We start from the raw sequence: 19,989 nt of genomic DNA on the forward strand, positions 1-19,989 counted from the left end.
AAAGCAATTATTTATTCAATATATAACAATTGTTATAAGACATATATAAATCTTTTGGAGACTTAATAAAAAAACTCCAAAAAAATGTTATATATTAAAATAAACTACTTTCCACTATTTTAAAGCAATTATTTATTCAATATATAACAATTGTTATAAGATACATATAAATGTTTTGAAAAAATTAAAAAAATACTTAAAAAAATTAGAAAAATCAATTAAAAAAAAGTAAAATAAAAAATTAAAAAAAGTAAAATAAAGACATTAAAATTATAATTTAATTTTAATATCTAAAGCACTTGATCCATCTTCATATACGAATATTGGATTAATATCTAATTCAGATATTTCATCAAAATCAAGAGTTAATCTTGCAACACGTTTAATAGTATCTTTAACTGCATCAATATCTCCAGGAGCTTCTCCACGATATCCATGTAATAATTTAGAAACTTTAGTAGATTCTATTTGTTCATTAATTTCCTCAGAAGTCATACCTTTAGCAAGTTTAAATGAAACATCTTCAATAAGGTTTACAAAGACTCCACCCATACCAAATGAAATCATTGGTCCAAATTGTTTATCTCTTATCATACCAACAATAACTTCAATACCAGAGTCCATCATTTTTTGTACTTCTACACCATTAGGGATTATATCTGGGAATGCTTTTTTAGTGTTTTCAATAATTTCATTATAAGCTTTTTCTGCTTCATCCCTTGTAGAGATACCTACTTTTACACCACCAATATCAGATTTATGTAAAATTTTATCAGAAGCGATTTTTAAAACAACTGGGAATTCCATTTCTTCAGCAAGATCTGCAGCTTCTTTAGCAGAAGTTGATAATTTAATAGGTGCTGCAGCAATACCATAAGCTTCAGCAACTGCATATGCTTCACTACCAAGTAAAGTATCCCTACCTTCAGATTTAACTTTTTCAAATATATCTTCTACTGTTTTTTTATCAACATCATCAATTTCATTTACAGGGTTATCATAAGTTTTATCTTGTAATTCTGCAAATTTACAGAGATATTCAACTACTTTTATAGCAGGTTCTGGGAATACATATGATGGAATACAATTATCTTTTAAAAGTTTATTAGAGAATTCAAATGAAGGTCCACCCATATTTACAGCAAGAATAGGTTTATCAGATTTTGAATATACATCAACTAATGCTTTTGCAATTCCTGGAGTATCTGCTTTAGCAGTAGGACAAACAATTACAATAATACTATCTACTTCATCAGCATCAATAAGGACTTCTAATGATTTTTTATAACTTTCAACAGGTCCATCACCTAATACATCAATAGGATTGTTTGTAGTACCTTCATCTGGAATAATTTCATTTAATTTATTAACAGTATCTTCACTGAATTTTGCAAGATCAAGATTATATCTTTCCATTGCATCTACAGCAATAACTCCTCCACCACCAGCATTGGTAACTATTGCAACATTACGTCCTTTTGGAAGTGGACAATTAGAGAATGCCAAACCCACCTCAAATAATTCATTCATTGAACTTACACGGAAAATTCCAGATTGATCAAATGCTGCATCAAATGCTGCATCACTACCTGCAAGAGCTCCAGTATGTGAAGAAGCAGCTGCTGCTCCAGCAGCACTAGAACCAGATTTAAGAATAACAATAGGTTTTTTCTTAGATACTTTTCTTATAGTATTAACAAAATCATCATCAGGACTTACACTTTCAAGATAAATAGTAATAACAGCAGTTTCAGGATCATTAGCTAAATTATTAATAATTTCAATTTCATTAGTACCTGCTTTGTTTCCCATTGAAACACATTTACTAAAACCAATTCCTGAAGTAAAACTCCAATCAATAATAGCTACCATCATAGCTCCACTTTGAGATAAGAAAGCCATGTTTCCTTTAGGAGGAATAGCTTGTGCAAATGAACAATTAATTGGTGTATGTGAATCACTAATACCTAAACTATTAGGACCAATTAAATTAATATCATACTGATTAGCAATATTAGATAATTCTTCTTCTAATTTAGCTCCTTCTTCACCAGTTTCTTTAAATCCTGCACTAATGACTACTGCATTTTTCACTCCTTTTTCTCCACATTCTTTAAGAACAGGATTAACACCAGCAGCAGGAATGGAAATAACAACTAAATCAGGTACTTCAGGTAAATCTAAAACACTAGAATAAGCTTTATATCCTTGAATTTCATCACTTTTTGGATTAATAGGATAGATAGTACCTTTATATCCACCAATAATAATATTATTAACAATAATATATCCGACTTTTCCTTCAGTATTTGATGCTCCTACAACCGCAATAGAATTTGGTTTAAACATCTTGTCAAGATTTGTCATGATTTGACTCCTTAAATTACTTCATTACTAAATTAATCAAAATTATTTAAAATAACAAATATTATACTTTAATAAATTAAACAAATAATACCCTTATTTAAACAAGAATTTGATTTTTAAATATATTTTTAAATTTTATTGATAAAATCTTAAATTTAAGATTTAGTTATATCTAATCTTTAATATTTAATCATTATATAATAAATAATTTATCATTATAAATAATTAAAGATTATTATTTTACATATAATATAAATAAATTTTGATATAAACAAAATTATAATATTATAACAAAATAAAAATTTTATATTATTCAATACTTTATAAAAAGTGATTTATAAATATTTTTAAAATTAGAGGAAAATTAATAAAAAAAATTAAAAAATTAAAATAAAAAACTTAAAAAATAGAAACAAAATAAAAAAATCATTTAAAAAAATAAACAAAAAATATTTAAAAATAAAATATAAAAATTAAACAATTCAAAAAAAATAGATTATATTTATTATTCAATGTTTAATAAACTTCTTTTTTTAAAAAAAAAACTTAGCTTTTTAATGTTTAATAAACTTATTTTCAAAAAGATTTAATATTAAGGATTTAAAATAGTGTTATTTGAATTATGTAAAAACAATGAAGAAAGTGCCTCATACAAATCATTAGCATCATAAATATCAGTATGAAGTAACCAAAATTGACTAAGTCTAGCAAATCCACCAATATAAAATTCTGCTATGAAATCAATAGGAATACTTGGATTAATATTTCCTTTTACCTTTTCTTCATATAATCTCTCCTTCAAATCAGAACAAACCATAGTAAATAAAACATTTAAAGTAAATTCATCCTTATTTTTATTTATTAATGAAATATAAAGATTTTTATTTTCATTTAAGTATTCTACAAAAACTTTTATAAAATTATCAATATACTGTAAAAAATCATTAGAAGAATCATTAATAACTTGTTTAGAAAGTTTATCAGATAAAGAATTAATTGTAAACTCTAATAATTCATATTTATCATTAAAATGATAATAAAAAGTACTCCTTGGAATATTTGCATTTTTACAGATATCTATAACTTTAATTTTTTCAAATGGTTTTTCAAGAAGTAAATTTGCTAAACTATTTGCAAGAATTAAATTAATATCAATCTTTTCTTTAGAATTATCCATATTTAAATCCCCTTATCATCTTGTAAATATACTTTTTATAAATTTAATAATAACTTATGTATACATTATATATAATTTTATTGTTTTTTCTAATAATATAAATAAAAATATAAAACAAAATTTAAATAAAAATATAAAATAAATAAAAAAATGAACAAAATAATAAAAATATTCAAAAATATAATTCATGAAAAATGAGTCTATTAAAAATTATTTTCTATAAAAATTTAAATAATACTTAAAAATCAAAAATTAAGAAAAGCCATTCTAAAAATTAGTAAATTTTAAAAACCTAAAAAAAATAGATTTAAAGAATAAAAACCAGTGAAAATACAATAAAAATGATTTTAGAAAATTAAAATTAAAATATAATTTCAATAAGATTCTAAAAAAAAGTATACTTAAAATAAAATTCTAAAAAAATAAAAAAAATAAAAAATTAATTAGAATTATGTTTAGCCATATACTCTTCATATTTTATACAACCAGGATCACCTGCAAGGTAATCACCAGTAATAGTATATGCTCTAGCTCTACAACCACCACAAATAAATCTTGATTCACATTGAGAACAACTATCTTTAAGAGCATTTTTATCTCTTAATTCTTTTAATACCTTATTATTAATCCAAATATCCTCAAGATTATCTTTTTTAATATTTCCTAATTTAAGAATAGGATCATGTGGGAAGAAAACACAAGGATAAATATCACCATTAGGTTCTATTCCTAAATAGAATCTTCCTGCACCACAACCACCAATAAATCTTGAAAGTTCCATCATTGCAGGATTACTATATTCAACATTATAAAAGTGAGTTGGGATTAATGTTTTACCATCCTCTCTATCTACATCTTCAGGATTTGTATGAATTGCAACATCTGCAAATTGTGGAGCAGTAGATAATATTTGAAGATCTCCTTTACCATTTTCTTGATAAATAAGATTCAATAATTCAAATCTATCTTCTGGACTTAAATCAAGTTCTCTTGCTTCTGAACCTTTACCTGTTGGAATAAAATTATATAACATAAACCATCCAACTTTTTTCTTTCTCATGAAATCAATCATATCTGGAATTTCATTTTTATTATTTTGTGTAACAGTAGTTGAAACTTCTACAAATACATCAGTATCATTAAAATTATCAATTGCTTGAACTGCATGTTCCCATGAACCTGGAACACGTCTAAATTCATCATGAGTTTTAGGATTAAGTCCATCTAAACTAATCTGTACAAATTTAAGACCTGCATCTGCAAGTTCTTGTGCTTTCTCTTTCTTAGCACAAATATAACCATTAGTAGCAAGTGAAACATATAATCCTAAATCAGTTGCATATTTAATGTAATCTACTAAATTTGGATCAGTTGTTGGTTCTCCTCCAGAGAATGCTAAAGAAATAACACCAGAATCTGCAAGTTTTTTGATACCTGCTTTTATTTCATCAGGACTACATTCATCTGGACCTTTTTTACCTGCATTCTCATAACAATGGACACATTTAAAATTACATTTACGAGTAATATTCCAAACTATTTGATAAGGTGCACCTGGAACAAATGGTTTCTGAACACCGAATTTAGCCATACCCTGAAATGTAGTTACTAATCCCCTAATCCAAGTTTCATCTTGCATAGCTCTCATAAAAGATTCTTCAGATGTATCAAAAGTAGATAAACCTTTTTTAATAATAAGTTTTATTGGTGGAACAAGTAATTCACATTTAAAACAAATATCATCTTGAAGACCTACAATATGACGTAATGCAGATTCTAATCTTGTTTCACCACATTTGTCACAATAAGTAAGAGCACCATTTAAAACTTTTTGAGAAATATTACTATTAACAATATTTTCAAATGTTTCAATAACTTGTTTAGTATCTGCAGTTTCTTTTTCTGCACTTTTAATCTTATTCATAATAAAACCACCTTCAGATTTGACTATCAATTATAATCAAATTTTAAAAAAATTATAAAATAATTACATAATTATCTTTACATTTCATAAACAGATTTTAAAAAATATTAATTAATTAATTAAAATAAAATTTTTAAAAAATCCATAAGATAAGTAATAATAATAAAAAAAATATTAATATATTTAAAACCATTAATATATTCATTTTTTTTAATAAATTATTTATTAAAACATAATATTAATATTTTTTTATGAAAATTTAAAAAAAATATAAAAAAATTCAACAATTAGTTAAAATTAAAAAAATGTTTAAACAGATGAATAAAATTTGTCATATAAACATTGATTCAATGAGTAAATAATAAATTAAAAATAATTAGGATATATATAAACATATAATTAAATAAATTAAAAATAATCTTGATTAATTAAAATAAAATACCATATAATATAAATCATAGTTAATTAAAAACTATTAAAAATATTAATTACAATTATAATAAAATTAAAATATAGAAATTAATTACAAGTAATAAATCAATATTTAAAAAAAATTTTCTAATTTTAAAAAGAAGTTAAATATAAATATAAAACTATAAATCTAAATAAAAAACTTAAGTTTATTAGAAACTATTTCTTATAATAATCTAAATAAAAAACTTAAGTTTATTAGAAACTATTTCTTATAATAATCTAAATAAAAAATATTCAAAAAAATTAAAATATTTAAATAATATTAATACTTAAAAATTAAATTTAAAACAGGATTATCCTTAATCTAAGAACATACAAATTAAAAATATTAAAATTAGAAATAAAACATGCTCAACAAGATTTAAATAAAATTTAATTAGTTATTAAAGAATTAAAATAATTTTTATAAAAATATAATTTTCTTACATAAGATAATAAAAGATAAATTTCTAGATATAATAAAAACTTAATTATCAACACCATAAACAGATAATCCATATGCTACAAAAAATCCAAGAGTAAAATAAAATATTATAGAAAACCATGGATTAGGCTCAGTAAGATAATATAAGAAAAATGTTAAAAATAATACAACAATCCAAGAACTAATCCCAAATGCTTTTTTACCCTTCATAGCATGCCCAATTCCAGGTAAAAAGAATGAAATAATAATTGCTAATCTATTTTTATCCATATTAATCAACACATATTTCCAATTCTTAATATGATATAGTAAAATATGATATTTATAAATATTTTTTAAAGAATACATAATTAAAATGGTATAAACAAGAATAATTAAATATCTAGACATAAAAAACAATATGAAGATAAAAATAAAAAACTTAAAAATAATAATAAGTAAAAAACTAAAAAATATTAGCAAATAAAAGAAAACAAATAAAAATAAGACATTTAAACAAAAATTAAACAAGTAAATTTTATTAAAATAATAAATACTCAAAAATACATTTTATTTAAAAATTTAATTTATTAAAATCCATTTATTTTAAAATTAAATATTTCAAGAAATAAAAAAAGATAAGTTTTAATCACTTATCTCATAACCTAAATCAGTAAGTCTACTTCTAATTTCATCAGATAAATCATATTGTTTTTCATCCCTTAACTTTTTACGAGTATCTGCAAGAATATCAAGTAAAGCTTCTTCATTAGAACCATTATTATTAGAATTGCCATCATCTTTTAAGAAAATAATCCCAAGAATATCATTAACAGTAGATAAAAATCCTTTAATAGCTAAAACATCATTAATATCTAAATTATTAAGTTCAGATTTAGAATCACTGATTAATTTAAATATTGCTGCAATAGCTTTAGGAGTATTAAAATCATCATCCATTGCATTAAAAAATGAAACAATAGCTGTTTTTAAAGTATCATATTGTGTTGCTTCAAGTGAATCAATTTGATCTTCTATAGTATCTTCATCACCAAACTCATTTAATAAAATATCATCAACATCATTTATATAAGATTTAATCTTATTAAGACTTTTATCTGCTTGATGAAGACTATCAACACTAAAATCTATAGGACTTCTATAATGAGTAGATAATACAAAGAATCTAAAAGTCTCTGGAGATATTTCTTTAAGTAAATCTTTAATAGTAATAAAGTTACCAAGAGATTTAGACATCTTTTCCCCATTAACATTTAAAAATCCAGTATGGAACCAATAATTAACCATAGGTTTTTTACCAGATAATGCTTCCATTTGTGCAATTTCTGCATCATGATGAGGGAAAATTAAATCAAGACCTCCACCATGAATATCATATTGTTCACCAAAGTATTCTTCAGTAATAGCAGTATCTTCAATATGCCATCCAGGTCTTCCTTTACCCCATGGAGAATTCCATACAGGTTCACCATAATATTCAATATCTTGACGTTTTTTCCATAATGCAAAGTCTCTAGGATCTTTTTTACTTGAATCTTCTTTAAGTCTATGACCCTCAAGTTCATCAATATTTCTATTAGAAAGTTTTGCAAAATCATCAAATTTTTTAACTTCAAAATATACTCCATTATCTGATTCATATGCATATCCTTTTTCAATTAATCTTTCAATTTGATTAATTATTTTATCCATATGATCTGTAGCCCTCATATAAAGATTTACACCTTTAACATTTAAAGATTCCATATCTTCTTTATATCTACGTTCATATCTTCTTGCAAGAGTCATACATACATCTGCTAAATCTTCATCTTGTTTAGCAATCTCTTTTCCTCTGTTAATAATTTTATCATCAACATCAGTAATATTTTGTAAATATAAAACAGTGTAACCTTTATATTCTAAATATCGTTTTATCATATCAAAAGAGATATATGTTCTACCATGTCCTATATGAGCATCATTATAAACAGTAGGTCCACAAACAAAGAATTTAACCCTTGATTCATTAAGTGGTTTAAAATATTCTTTCCTACGTGTTAAAGTAGAATATACTTTAAGTGAAGTATGTTTATTAGATTTCTGACTATTCATTTTAATCTCCATTTTTTAATAAAATAAATTGTAATAAGTTATTAAAAAAATAACTAAAATTACAAATTAATAAATAATAACTAAAATTTTATAAATATTTATAATTATATTTTTTAATATAATTAAACTATTCTATATAGAGAAAATAATTTTTAAAATAATTCATAAAATATAAAAATTAAAGAAATTATTTTTTTAATAAGTCGATTCCTTCTTTAAATGCTATTAATTCTTTATTTAAAAGTTCTTTAGGAGAAGCAATATTCATTCTTAAGAAATTATCACCATTTCGACCAAATTGAATACCTGGTGATAAAAATATGCCTTTTTCTTTTCTTAAGAATTCAGATAAAGATTTAGAATCAATATTTAAACTAGAACAATCAAGCCATAACAGATATGTTGCATCAGATGGAACTAATTTAATACAGGAAATATTATTAGTTAAAAAATTATTTACTATTTTCTTATTTTCAAATAATACTTCTTTTAATTCTTCTAACCAATCTTTAGAATCATTATATGCAGCAATAGTAGCAACTGTACTAAATACATTAGGTTCTGAAAAGAAATCAGTAAATAATCTTCCATTAAGTCTTGAATAAAATTCTTTATTTTTAGTAAAAACCATAGAATTCTTAAGTCCCGCAATATTAAAAGTTTTACTTGGAGAGATACAAGTTAATGAATTTTCAATTTCTTCAAAACTTAATTCATCATCAAGAGATGCAAAAGGAATATATTGTTTACCTGGATTAGTTAAATCACAATGTATTTCATCAGAAACAAGAATAACATTATATTTCCAACAAAGTTTTCCAATTTTGATTAAATCTTCCATACTCCAGACTTTACCAATAGGATTATGTGGATTACAAAGTAACATCATTTTTGTATTAGGATTTGCTAATTTTTCTTCTAGATCTTTAAAATCAATAGAATAAGATAAATTATCTTTATCATAGATTAATGGATTTTCAATAACTTTACGATTATTATTTAAAATTACATTAAAGAATACATGATAAACTGGAGTTTGAATTAACACGCCATCATTAAAAGATGTAAATTCACGAATAATACTAGTTATTGCAGGCATGACTCCAACAGCAAATAATAACTCATCTTTTTTCATTTTTAAACCATAAAATTTCCACCAATTAATATAAGCATCATATAAATCATCTGAAACAATTGAATAACCATATACTTTATGATTTGCTCTATTTAAAATAGCATTAGATATTTCTGGTGCTACTTTAAAATCCATATCTGCTACCCACATTGGAAATTTATCATTAAATAAATCCCATTTTAATGAGTTTGTATTATTTCTATTAATTGTATTAAAATCATAATTCATACTTAATCTCCAAATATAATATTTTATATCTAATTAAAAATTATAACCAAATAGTTTATATAAATAAAAACACTATTAGATATTTTCCTTTTTAAATTTAAAACCCATATGTTTTCTAGATTTAAATAGTATATACAATAAAATTAAAAAATTTTAGAATCTGTTGAAAACTATTTTTTATAAAAATTTAAACATACTTAATACTTAAAAATCAATTTTAAGAAAATTTATTTATAAAAATTTTTAAGAATTTCAACAAAGTCAAATTCTAATAAAAACCTAAATGAAAATAAATAAAAATAATATCTAAAAAATAGACTAATTAAAAAATATAATCAATAAAAAAAATCTAAAAAAAAGTTTCATTAAAAGGCAAGATAGGGATTTGAACCCCAGTATCATGGTCTGCAGCCACGCACCTAAGCCGCTCGGTCACCTTGCCATTTTATACAACATACATATATTAATTATAACTCATATATAAATGTTTTTATTTTTAAATATTTACAAATATTTTCATTTAAATAAAAATTAAAATAAACAAAAAAAGATATAATTAAAAATTAAAAAATTAAAATTTAACAATCAAATGAAGAATTTAAACATGCATGACATTCATAAGGCATATTACCTTTTTCATGATGTAATTGACACATTACATCTTCTGCTTTGATTTGATGACATATATAACATGTACGTGGGATAATATCTAATTTTGTAGCTTTTTCAGTGTAAAGATCATTTGCAAAATCTTTAACTAAATCTTTAATATGATCAGATAATTCTAATTCACTACCTCTTTTATCTGTAATATATTGACTTACAGCAGGCTGTGTAATATCCATTAATTCAGAAATCTTTTTCTGTTTCATACCTAAACTTAATAATTGTTTTGCTAACTCAGATCTTATTGCTGGAATAACATACCAAACTACCATTTCACAAGGAGGTTTCATCTTCATCGCCTCATAATTTTTAAATAATTAAATAATAATTCAAAAAATAAAAATCTTTGAATAATAAATTATGAATATAAAAAATATTCAATAAAGATTAATTAAGAAATATAATATTATAAAAATTTAATATTAAATTTCAAACATATACATTAATTTATAATAATGAATCTTTTTTTAACTTAATTTTAGAAATATAATTAATAATAAAACTATTATAATATATAAAACTATTGTTATATTTTCTAATTAAAAAAAAATGAAGGAATTAAATTCCTCCACCTTCTTCAAATACAACATCTTCATTATATTTTCTATAGTTATTAATATTTATACCCGAATTAGAAATATTATATAATTTTTTTAAGGTTTCTAATTCATTTTCAAGTTCATCTTGACGTTTTACTAATTGTTGTAAACAGTTTTTAACTGGATCTGGAAGTTTATTATGCTCTAAATTTAAAGGACATGATTTATCTTTAGTTTTAACAACTCTTCCAGGAATACCAACACAAGTTGAATGTGGAGGTACATCTTTTAAGACTACAGAACCTGCACCTATCTTTGATGAATTACCAATTGTAATATCACCCATAACTTTTGCACCTGCACCAACTACTACTGCATCTCCAATAGTTGGATGTCTTTTTTTCTTTTCAAGAGATGTTCCACCAAGAACTGCTCCTTGATAAATTAAAACATCATTACCTACAATCGCTGTTTCACCAATAACAATCCCCATACCATGATCTATGAAAACTCTACGACCAATTGTAGCACCAGGATGTATTTCCACACCAGTTAAAAACCTTGCAATAGTAGAATTAAATCTTGCTAAAAATTTAGCCCCTTTTTTCCAAAGCCAATGACTTATTAAATGGAACCAAACAGCATAGACTCCAGGGTAACAAAATAAGATTTCAATAGCGCTACGGCTAGCAGGATCTCTCATTTTGGCAGTCATTATATCCTCTCTTATTCTGTTAAACATATTATCACCTGAAATTTTAAAATATTATTAATAACTTTTATAACACCCTATATAAATACTTTCTTAACTATAGTTAATATATTTTTGATTTTAACTAAAAGTTAAAAAAATACTAGATTATTACTAAAAAATAAAAACTAATCTTTTTTTAACTTTTAATTAGTAATTTAATAATAATAATTCTTAAAAACTAATTTAAGATTAAATAAATTAATATTTTTATAATAAAACTTAACAATGTTATTATTTTATCTTTAAAAAAAATTCTATTTTAAATAATTAAAATAGAATATATATTAGATTATTAGTAATATTAAAAAAGTAATTATAAAATAAAAAATTACTTAATTTTATAAATTAATATAAATTTCTTAAATTCTAAAAAAATATTATAAAAAAATATTTTTAAAAATTTATTCTACTGGGAATATTTCTGGACCATATTCTTTATAGAGATCTTGGAATACCCAATCAACAGATAAGTATCTATCACCAGTATCAGGTAAAATAGCTACAATAGTTTTACCTTTGTATTCCGGTCTTTTAGCAATTTGTAATGCTGCATAAGTTGCTGCACCAGAAGAAATACCTGCAAAAATACCTTCTTCTTTAGCAAGAGCAAGTAAAGTTTTACCAGCATTTTCATCAGATACAGGGAATATTTCATCAATTGCATCTGCATGATAAGTTTCAGGTACAAATCCTGCACCAATACCTTGGATTTTATGAGGTCCTTTTACACCTTTACCTAAAGTTTGAGAAGTTTCAGGTTCTACTGCTACTGCATGTAAATCTGGGTTTACTTCTTTAATAGCTTCAGAAATACCAGTAATAGTTCCACCAGTACCTACACCAGCTACAACTACATCAACTTTACCATCAGTATCCCTAATTATTTCTGGACCAGTAGTTGCTTTATGGAATTCTGGATTTGCTTGATTTCTAAATTGTGCTGGGTTTACAGAATTAGGAATTTCTTTTAATAATTCATCAGCTTTTGCAATTGCTCCAGGCATACCATCACTACCTGGTGTTAAAACAATTTCTGCACCAAAGACTGCAAGTAATTTTCTTCTTTCAATAGACATTGTATCAGGCATGGTTAAAATTAATCTGTAACCTTTTGCTGCTGCTACAATAGCAAGTGCAATACCAGTATTACCACTAGTTGGTTCAATTAAAACAGAATCTTTATTTAATAATCCTCTTTTTTCTGCATCTTCAATTAAAGCTACACCAATCCTATCTTTTACACTACCTGCAGGGTTAAATGATTCTAATTTTACAAGTACTTCAGCATCTAAATCTTTAGTTAATGAATTTAATCTTACAAGTGGAGTGTTACCCACTGTTTCAGTTATATCGTTTGCTACTCCTCTAGTTAATTTTGGAATGTTTACCATATTTTATCACCACAAGTTATTTTTGTTAAATCTTTAATTTTAAATTTTGCACCATATTTCACTTAAAAAATTTTAAAATTAAACCACATACATAAATCTTTACATACAATTATTAGAAATTCATAGTATATAACTATTGTTATATTTTTTCAATTAAAAAAATCTAAAAATTAATATGAATATATTATAAATCCTTACAAATAATTATTAGAAATTCATAGTATATAACTATTGTTATATTTTTTCAATTAAAATAAAAATATATATAAAAGTTATAAGACACAATATCACAATGTTTTATAACTATTGTTATATTAAATTTTAATACTTATAAATGTTTCGTTATATTATTAAAAAATAAGAAAAATTATCATGTAAAAAAATGTATATTTTAAATAATTATAAAAAAATCCATAAATACAAACAAAATTTTATCTAATTTTAATTTTAAATGATTATAAAAAATTTAAGTAATAAAAAAATCCACTTATACTACTAATCTAACAAAAAACATAAAAAAAATAAATAGTAATAAAAAAATCCACTTATACTACTAATCTAACAAAAAACATGAAAAAAATAAATAGTAATAAAAAAATCCACTTATACTACTAATCTAACTAAACTTTAAAAAAATAAATAAATTTTAACTAAATTAAATATTTTCATCTAAATTTTTATCATAATCACAATATTCTGAAATAGGACAAATATCACATTGCGGAGATGTAGGTTTACATATAGTCTGACCAAATTGAACCATTAAATCATTTAACTTAATCCATAAATCACGAGGAACAACTTTCATAAGTTCTTGTTCAGTATCTTCTGGTTTTTTAGTATTAACTAAACCCCATCTATTAGAGATTCTATGAACATGAGTATCTACAGGAATTGCTGGTTCATTAAATGCAAATACAAGTACACAATTTGCTGTTTTTCTTCCAACTCCAGGAAGTTTTAAAAGTTCTTTCATATCATTAGGAACTTTAGCTCCATATTGATCTATTAAAATTCTTGAAACTTCTTTAATACGTGCTGCTTTTACATGGTAAAAACCTGCAGGTTTAATAAGTTTTTCAATATCATCAACTGGTGCATCAACAATAGCATAAATATCTTTATATTTATTAAAAAGATTATCTGTTGCTTGATCAGTATTTTCATCTCTAGTTCTTTGAGATAAAATAGTTCTAATAAGAACTCTATATGGTCCATCATCAAGAAATACCCTTAAATTATAATTCTTACTAAGAATATCAAAAATTTTTCTAATTGTTTCTTCTTTATTTTCCATTAAAATTCCCCATATTAAATTAAAATAATATAATACTGATTAAATAGTTAATATGATAATTCTAAATCTACACCAATAGAACTCATAGCTTCAATAAACTCGGGGAATGACACATTAAAAACATCCCCTCCATCTATAATTACATTATAACCTTTAAGATTTAAAAGAATAAATGCCATAGCAAGTCTATGATCTTTATGAGATGAAACTATAAATTCTTCATTTTTATTAAGAGTTTGTCCTTTAATTATTATATAATCCTCAAATTCTTCAAGTTCACAACCACATTTTCTAAGTTCTTCACAAGTTGTTGCAATTCTATCAGTTTCTTTAAATCTAGTATGACCAATACCTTTAATTTTTGTAGTTCCATCTGCAAGAGCAGCTAAAATAGCTATAGTAGGTAATAAATCAGGAGCATTAGCTAAATCAATTTCATCAATAGATTTAAGATTACCTTGAGATTCAATAGTAACAGAATTAACATCACAATTAATATTTGCACCCATTTCACTTAAAATATCTAAAATAATTTTATCTCCTTGTTTAGAATCTTTAAATAAATTAAGTATAGTAATTTTACCACCAAATATAGCGCATGCAGCAAGAAGATAAGATGAAGATGAATAATCTCCTTCAACAATATAATCACAAGCAGTATATTTTTGTGGTTTAACTATAAATTTAGTATTTTCACCTTCAAGAGATACATCAACATTAACCCCAAATTTATTCATAATATCAATAGTCATATCAACATAAGGTTTTGATACAAATTCAGGTAAAACTTCAAGTTCTACTCCTTTCTCTGTAAGTGGAGCAGAAATTAATATTGAAGATATAAACTGAGAAGAAACATTACCAGAAATAGAAGTAATTCCTCCTTCAAATCCAGGAAAAACAGTAATTGGAGCTTTATTATCAACAGATTCAGTTTTTACACCTAATGATTTTAATGCTTCTAATAAATCACCCATAGGTCTAGTTTGAAGAGAATCATCTCCTGTAAATACTACTTCAGTATTACCTAATGCTGCAATAGAGGTAAGTAATCTTAAAGAAGTTCCAGAATTTCCAAGATTTATAATATGCTCTGGATTTGTAATAAATGGTTGAGGATTAAAATTTGGTTTTATTATACCATTAACTCCATTAATATCAACATAATTACCAAAATTAGTAATATCTGCACCTAATGTAATACATGCATTTAATGTAGATAAAGTATCCTCTGATAACAATGGATTAAAAACTTGACTGTAACCATCTGCAAGTGAAGCTAAAATTATTGCTCTATGTGTATAACTTTTAGAAGAAGGTGCTTTAATTTCACCTTCAATATCTAAACATCTTTTAAATTTCAATTTCATATAAATCAGCACTATATTATATAATAAATAAATTTCTTTAAAAAAATAATTTCTTAATATAATATTATATTATACAATATTAATAATATACTAAAAATATTAAAAAAATATCAAAATTAAGCTTTGTTGAAATCATTCTAATTTTTTAAATAAACTTTTTTAAATTAAATTTTCAAGTATTAATACAAATTAAAATATTATAAAAAATAGTTTTCAACAGATTACAAAATTAAAAATATAAAACTAAATTTAAAATAATAAAAAAGATTTTAATAAGATTCTGTTTTTATAAAACTTAAAAAGTAATAAAAATTAGTTAAAAGAGTATAAATAATTAATATATTAAAACATAAAATAGCTAGAAAATAAGCAAATATTTAAAAAAATAAACATAAAAAAGAAAAAAACACTAAAACAATACAAAAACACAAAAAACAAGAAAAAAATATTAAACAATACAAAAATTAAAATAAATTAGAAGTTATTTATCTAATAACTTCTAAAATAACATCTAAATCTTCAGATTGGAAAATATCTACTTTTTCACCAGAAGCTCCAACCACTTCTGTTTTAAGATTAAAGTAATCTTTAGGAACTTCTAACTCACCAATATTAAGTTTATTGTTTTCTGAAAGTTCATCTGCAATATCTTCAACAGAGTTAGATTTAACATAACCAACTACTTTACCTGCATCAGATTTGAACTCTGGTCCAATTTTACTCATTACTGGTTCTACTTCAATAACTTTTTCATGAATATCTGGTTTACCAGATAAAACATTTAATTCATTAATTTTTAAAGTACCTGCAATATCTTCTTTAAAAGTATTACAAATATCTGATAAATCAGAAGTGTAAATATTGACTTTAGTAAGAGGTGCATTTAATGCTATTTTATTAGCTGATTTAAATCTTCTTACTTCATCAATTATTTCAATAGCAGAATCTCCATTTACCATGAAATCATTATCATCAAATTCTTTAATAATTTCTGGCCATGAAGAGGTATGAATACTTGAATCTTCAAAGTGTTGATATACTTCTTCTGTAAAGAATGGAGCAATAGGAGATAAAATTTTAAGAGTATTTTCTACAACATATCTAAGAGTATATTTAGCAGCAATACGTGATTCATCTGATACACTATCATCATATAATCTGTATTTTACAGCTTCAATATATTCATCACAGAAATCATGCCATACAAATTGTTCAATACTTGTAATAGTTTTTGCGAATTCATATTTAGAAAATGCTTCATCAACAGTTCTGTTTAAATTTGTAAATTTAGCTAAAATCCATTTATCCATAGGATTAAGATTTGATATAATAGTTTTTTCATCAGATAAATCATCCTCTGAAAATATATGCATACTAATGAATCTAAATGCATTCCAGAATTTACGTAAGAATTTGTAACCATGTTTAATATCTTTCCATGCAAATGCTACATCAGAACCTGGAAGACTATTTGCAGCCCAAGTTCTTAATGGATCTGCACCATACTCTTTAATTACATCATCAGGTGCAATAACATTTCCTCTAGATTTACTCATTTTAAATCCATCTTCACCAAAGACCATACCATTAATAACAACATCATCCCATGGTTTTTTACCAGTTAATGCTAAACATCTGAGAATTGTATAAAATGTCCATGTACGAATAATATCGTGTCCTTGTGGACGAATACTTGCAGGGAAATCATTTACATATGATGGATCAGGCCATCCTGCAATAGATAATGGAGAAATAGAACTATCCATCCAAGTATCTAAAACATCAGTTTCACCAATAAATTCATTACAACCACATTCACATGGATGTTTTGGTTTATCTACAGTAGGATCTACTGGTAATTGATCTTCATCAGGTAAAATTATCTTACCACAATTTTTACAATACCATACAGGTATAGGTGTTGCAAATAATCTTTGTCTTGAAATACACCAATCCCATTCCATAGAATCTGCCCAATTTAAAAGCCTAGATTCCATATGTTTAGGCATCCAATTCATTTCATTAGAAGCTTCTTTAACTTGACTAATAAGTTTTCTAACTGCAACAAACCATTGTTTTTTAACTAAAATTTCAATAGGTGTTTTACATCTCCAACATTGTCCAACATTTTGATCAAGATCTTCTTGTTTTAAAAGATAACCTTCTTCTTTAAGATCTTTAATAGTTGCTTCTTTAGCATCTTTTAAAGTCATACCTTCATATCTACCTGCTGCAGAAGTAAGTAAACCTTGTTCTGTAATAGCTTCAATAACTTCAAGGTCATATTTATTTACCCAACTTACATCAGTCTTATCACCAAAAGTACATACCATTACAGCACCAGTACCAAATTCAGGATCTACTTCTTCATCTGCAATGATTTTTACTTTTTGAGAAGTTAAAGGTACTTCTACATATTTACCTAAAAGATGATTATACCTTTCATCATCAGGATGAATAACAACTGCAACACAAGCAGACATTAACTCAGGTCTAGAAGTTGCAATTAAAATTCCACTTTCCTTAGGATCTGCATTGTGACCATCTGGCCTTATATAAGAATTATCTTTAGGGAATTCTTCTACAGCTGAAAGATCAGCTGGTGGAAAATTAACATAATTTAAATGAGATTTATTTTCTGCATATTCTACTTCAGCAAAAGCAATAGCAGTTTCACATCTAGGACACCAATATACAGGGTGAATACCTCTATAAATTAACCCTTGATTATACATTTTTAAAAATGAATATTGAGTTCTTTTCCTATATTCTGGAGTCATAGTAACAAATTCTCTATCCCAATCCTGAGAGAAACCAAGAGATAACATTTGTTTTTTCATAAGAGCAATATTTTTAGTGGTTAAGTCAATACACATATCCCTAAATTCTGCTCTAGAAACATCATTTTTCTTAATATTATGAAGTTCTTCAACCTTAACTTCAGTAGGAAGTCCATGACAATCCCATCCTTGAGGGAATAATACATCATATCCTTTTAATCTTCTATACCTTGCATTCATATCAATGTATACCCAATTTAATACATGACCTAAATGTATAGATCCTGTTGGATATGGTGGAGGAGTATCTATAATATATCTTGGTCTTGTTCCATCACCAATATATTTATAAATTTTATCATCTTGCCATTTTTTCTGCCATAACTCTTCCTTATTATGGTCATAATCTTTTGGTATATCTTTTTCTGACATATTTTCTCCATGCGAAATTTTTGATAAAATTAATAATAAATAAAAAGTAGTCTTTAGTACTTAAGTATTAAAGTTATAAAAAAATAATTATATTAATCAATACCTAAAATTTCTAAAAACCTAATTTAACATACACTTATAATATATTTTCAAAATTAATATAATTAATTTATTATATTAATAAATTATTTAAAACAAAAATTAAAACACAATATAAAATAGCTAAAATTTTAATTTTAAAAAAATAGCTAATAAAGTATATGTTTAAATTTCAAATCTAAAAACTTGAATAAAAATTATTCATATTATTAATATATAATTAATAATAGATAAATATTTAATTAATATAATTAATATAAATAAACTAATATTATATATTTATTATTTTTAATAAAACATGGAGAATAAAAATGCAATTATTATGGTTTTATGTTGCTGTTGCACTTGCAATAAGTGATATAGTTCATGGCCAACTAACTTGGAACATTTTTAGTGATTTTTACATTGTATTTGGTGGAATACTTCACCTCACAACAAAAAGTAATGTCCAAGCATGGTTAGTACATGAATTACTTGAAGCATTATTCCACTTTATTGTAATTTCAATAGTTTTCTTAAATATTGAAATTGGATTTTTAGCAGCATTAATACATTTATTTATTGATTTAACCCATTCAATATTTATTAGAGGTATGGGCACTGTTGAACATAGAGCTTTACACTTTGTAATAGAATCATTATTCTTCATCTTAATATTTGGTTTCTAAAACCAATACATTAAAAACTTTTAACTAATAAAAATTATATGTTTTCTATAAAATCAGTAATTAATAAAAATTTACTAAAACATAGAATTTTAAAAATTATTTCTTAATAAAAATAAGTTCTTTAATAATACTTATTTTAATTTTAAAAGTTTAATTATCAAAAATTACAA

At 24.1% G+C, this 19,989-nt stretch carries 13 protein-coding genes and 1 tRNA gene; 1 reads left to right on the plus strand and 13 read right to left on the minus strand.

What is annotated here, in order from left to right:
- Nucleotides 1-270 precede the first annotated feature (270 nt).
- The 13 genes from T523_RS05365 to T523_RS05425 all read right to left on the minus strand — a co-directional run bounded on the left by T523_RS05365 (nucleotide 271) and on the right by T523_RS05425 (nucleotide 19,052).
- Complete coding sequence (locus T523_RS05365; RefSeq protein ID WP_042707897.1) at nucleotides 271-2,367, minus strand: acetate--CoA ligase family protein; 2,097 nt, start codon at nucleotides 2,365-2,367, stop codon at nucleotides 271-273.
- 592 nt (nucleotides 2,368-2,959) lie between these two features.
- Nucleotides 2,960-3,544, minus strand: coding sequence for a TetR/AcrR family transcriptional regulator C-terminal domain-containing protein (locus T523_RS08770; RefSeq protein ID WP_052334653.1), 585 nt, complete (start codon nucleotides 3,542-3,544; stop codon nucleotides 2,960-2,962).
- Nucleotides 3,545-3,983: 439 nt separating this feature from the next.
- Nucleotides 3,984-5,468, minus strand: coding sequence for a radical SAM/SPASM domain-containing protein (locus T523_RS05375; protein ID WP_042707898.1), 1,485 nt, complete (start codon nucleotides 5,466-5,468; stop codon nucleotides 3,984-3,986).
- Nucleotides 5,469-6,408: 940 nt separating this feature from the next.
- A complete protein-coding gene (locus T523_RS05380) occupies nucleotides 6,409-6,636 on the minus strand; it encodes a hypothetical protein (RefSeq protein WP_042707899.1) in 228 nt (75 codons plus the stop codon).
- Nucleotides 6,637-6,990: 354 nt separating this feature from the next.
- Nucleotides 6,991-8,460, minus strand: a complete 1,470-nt coding sequence (gene cysS / locus T523_RS05385) for a cysteine--tRNA ligase (RefSeq protein ID WP_042707900.1) — start codon at nucleotides 8,458-8,460, stop codon at nucleotides 6,991-6,993.
- Nucleotides 8,461-8,647: 187 nt separating this feature from the next.
- Nucleotides 8,648-9,823, minus strand: a complete 1,176-nt coding sequence (locus T523_RS05390; protein WP_042707901.1) for a MalY/PatB family protein — start codon at nucleotides 9,821-9,823, stop codon at nucleotides 8,648-8,650.
- Nucleotides 9,824-10,193: 370 nt separating this feature from the next.
- A tRNA-Cys gene (locus tag T523_RS05395) sits at nucleotides 10,194-10,265 on the minus strand.
- A gap of 136 nt (nucleotides 10,266-10,401) precedes the next feature.
- Nucleotides 10,402-10,779 (minus strand): transcriptional regulator, encoded by a 378-nt coding sequence (locus tag T523_RS05400; protein WP_042707903.1) that lies wholly within the window; start codon nucleotides 10,777-10,779, stop codon nucleotides 10,402-10,404.
- Between the two features lie 268 nt (nucleotides 10,780-11,047).
- Complete coding sequence (gene cysE / locus T523_RS05405; RefSeq protein WP_042707904.1) at nucleotides 11,048-11,770, minus strand: serine O-acetyltransferase; 723 nt, start codon at nucleotides 11,768-11,770, stop codon at nucleotides 11,048-11,050.
- 413 nt (nucleotides 11,771-12,183) lie between these two features.
- A complete protein-coding gene (gene cysK / locus T523_RS05410; RefSeq protein WP_042707905.1) occupies nucleotides 12,184-13,173 on the minus strand; it encodes a cysteine synthase A in 990 nt (329 codons plus the stop codon).
- A 655-nt stretch (nucleotides 13,174-13,828) separates the two neighbouring features.
- Nucleotides 13,829-14,470, minus strand: coding sequence for an endonuclease III (gene nth, locus T523_RS05415; protein WP_042707906.1), 642 nt, complete (start codon nucleotides 14,468-14,470; stop codon nucleotides 13,829-13,831).
- Nucleotides 14,471-14,517: 47 nt separating this feature from the next.
- The gene (gene aroA, locus T523_RS05420; RefSeq protein ID WP_042707907.1) at nucleotides 14,518-15,840 is read right to left on the minus strand and encodes a 3-phosphoshikimate 1-carboxyvinyltransferase; all 1,323 of its coding nucleotides are present in this window, start codon (nucleotides 15,838-15,840) and stop codon (nucleotides 14,518-14,520) included.
- A 485-nt stretch (nucleotides 15,841-16,325) separates the two neighbouring features.
- Nucleotides 16,326-19,052, minus strand: coding sequence for a valine--tRNA ligase (locus T523_RS05425; protein WP_042707908.1), 2,727 nt, complete (start codon nucleotides 19,050-19,052; stop codon nucleotides 16,326-16,328).
- 410 nt (nucleotides 19,053-19,462) lie between these two features.
- On the opposite strand from T523_RS05425, the gene T523_RS05430 reads away from it, so the two are divergent.
- Complete coding sequence (locus T523_RS05430) at nucleotides 19,463-19,819, plus strand: hypothetical protein (RefSeq protein WP_042707909.1); 357 nt, start codon at nucleotides 19,463-19,465, stop codon at nucleotides 19,817-19,819.
- Nucleotides 19,820-19,989 lie beyond the last annotated feature (170 nt).

The organism is Methanobrevibacter wolinii SH, from assembly GCF_000621965.1.
Classification (GTDB): domain Archaea; phylum Methanobacteriota; class Methanobacteria; order Methanobacteriales; family Methanobacteriaceae; genus Methanarmilla; species Methanarmilla wolinii.

What these genes read in the sequence shown, in the direction of transcription:
- T523_RS05365 (WP_042707897.1), bottom strand. Translation starts at nt 2,367, where the DNA reads ATGACAAATCTTGACAAGATGTTTAAACCAAATTCTATTGCGGTTGTA.
- T523_RS08770 (WP_052334653.1), bottom strand. Translation starts at nt 3,544, where the DNA reads ATGGATAATTCTAAAGAAAAGATTGATATTAATTTAATTCTTGCAAAT.
- T523_RS05375 (WP_042707898.1), bottom strand. Translation starts at nt 5,468, where the DNA reads ATGAATAAGATTAAAAGTGCAGAAAAAGAAACTGCAGATACTAAACAA.
- T523_RS05380 (WP_042707899.1), bottom strand. Translation starts at nt 6,636, where the DNA reads ATGGATAAAAATAGATTAGCAATTATTATTTCATTCTTTTTACCTGGA.
- cysS (WP_042707900.1), bottom strand. Translation starts at nt 8,460, where the DNA reads ATGAATAGTCAGAAATCTAATAAACATACTTCACTTAAAGTATATTCT.
- T523_RS05390 (WP_042707901.1), bottom strand. Translation starts at nt 9,823, where the DNA reads ATGAATTATGATTTTAATACAATTAATAGAAATAATACAAACTCATTA.
- T523_RS05400 (WP_042707903.1), bottom strand. Translation starts at nt 10,779, where the DNA reads ATGAAACCTCCTTGTGAAATGGTAGTTTGGTATGTTATTCCAGCAATA.
- cysE (WP_042707904.1), bottom strand. Translation starts at nt 11,770, where the DNA reads ATGTTTAACAGAATAAGAGAGGATATAATGACTGCCAAAATGAGAGAT.
- cysK (WP_042707905.1), bottom strand. Translation starts at nt 13,173, where the DNA reads ATGGTAAACATTCCAAAATTAACTAGAGGAGTAGCAAACGATATAACT.
- nth (WP_042707906.1), bottom strand. Translation starts at nt 14,470, where the DNA reads ATGGAAAATAAAGAAGAAACAATTAGAAAAATTTTTGATATTCTTAGT.
- aroA (WP_042707907.1), bottom strand. Translation starts at nt 15,840, where the DNA reads ATGAAATTGAAATTTAAAAGATGTTTAGATATTGAAGGTGAAATTAAA.
- T523_RS05425 (WP_042707908.1), bottom strand. Translation starts at nt 19,052, where the DNA reads ATGTCAGAAAAAGATATACCAAAAGATTATGACCATAATAAGGAAGAG.
- T523_RS05430 (WP_042707909.1), top strand. Translation starts at nt 19,463, where the DNA reads ATGCAATTATTATGGTTTTATGTTGCTGTTGCACTTGCAATAAGTGAT.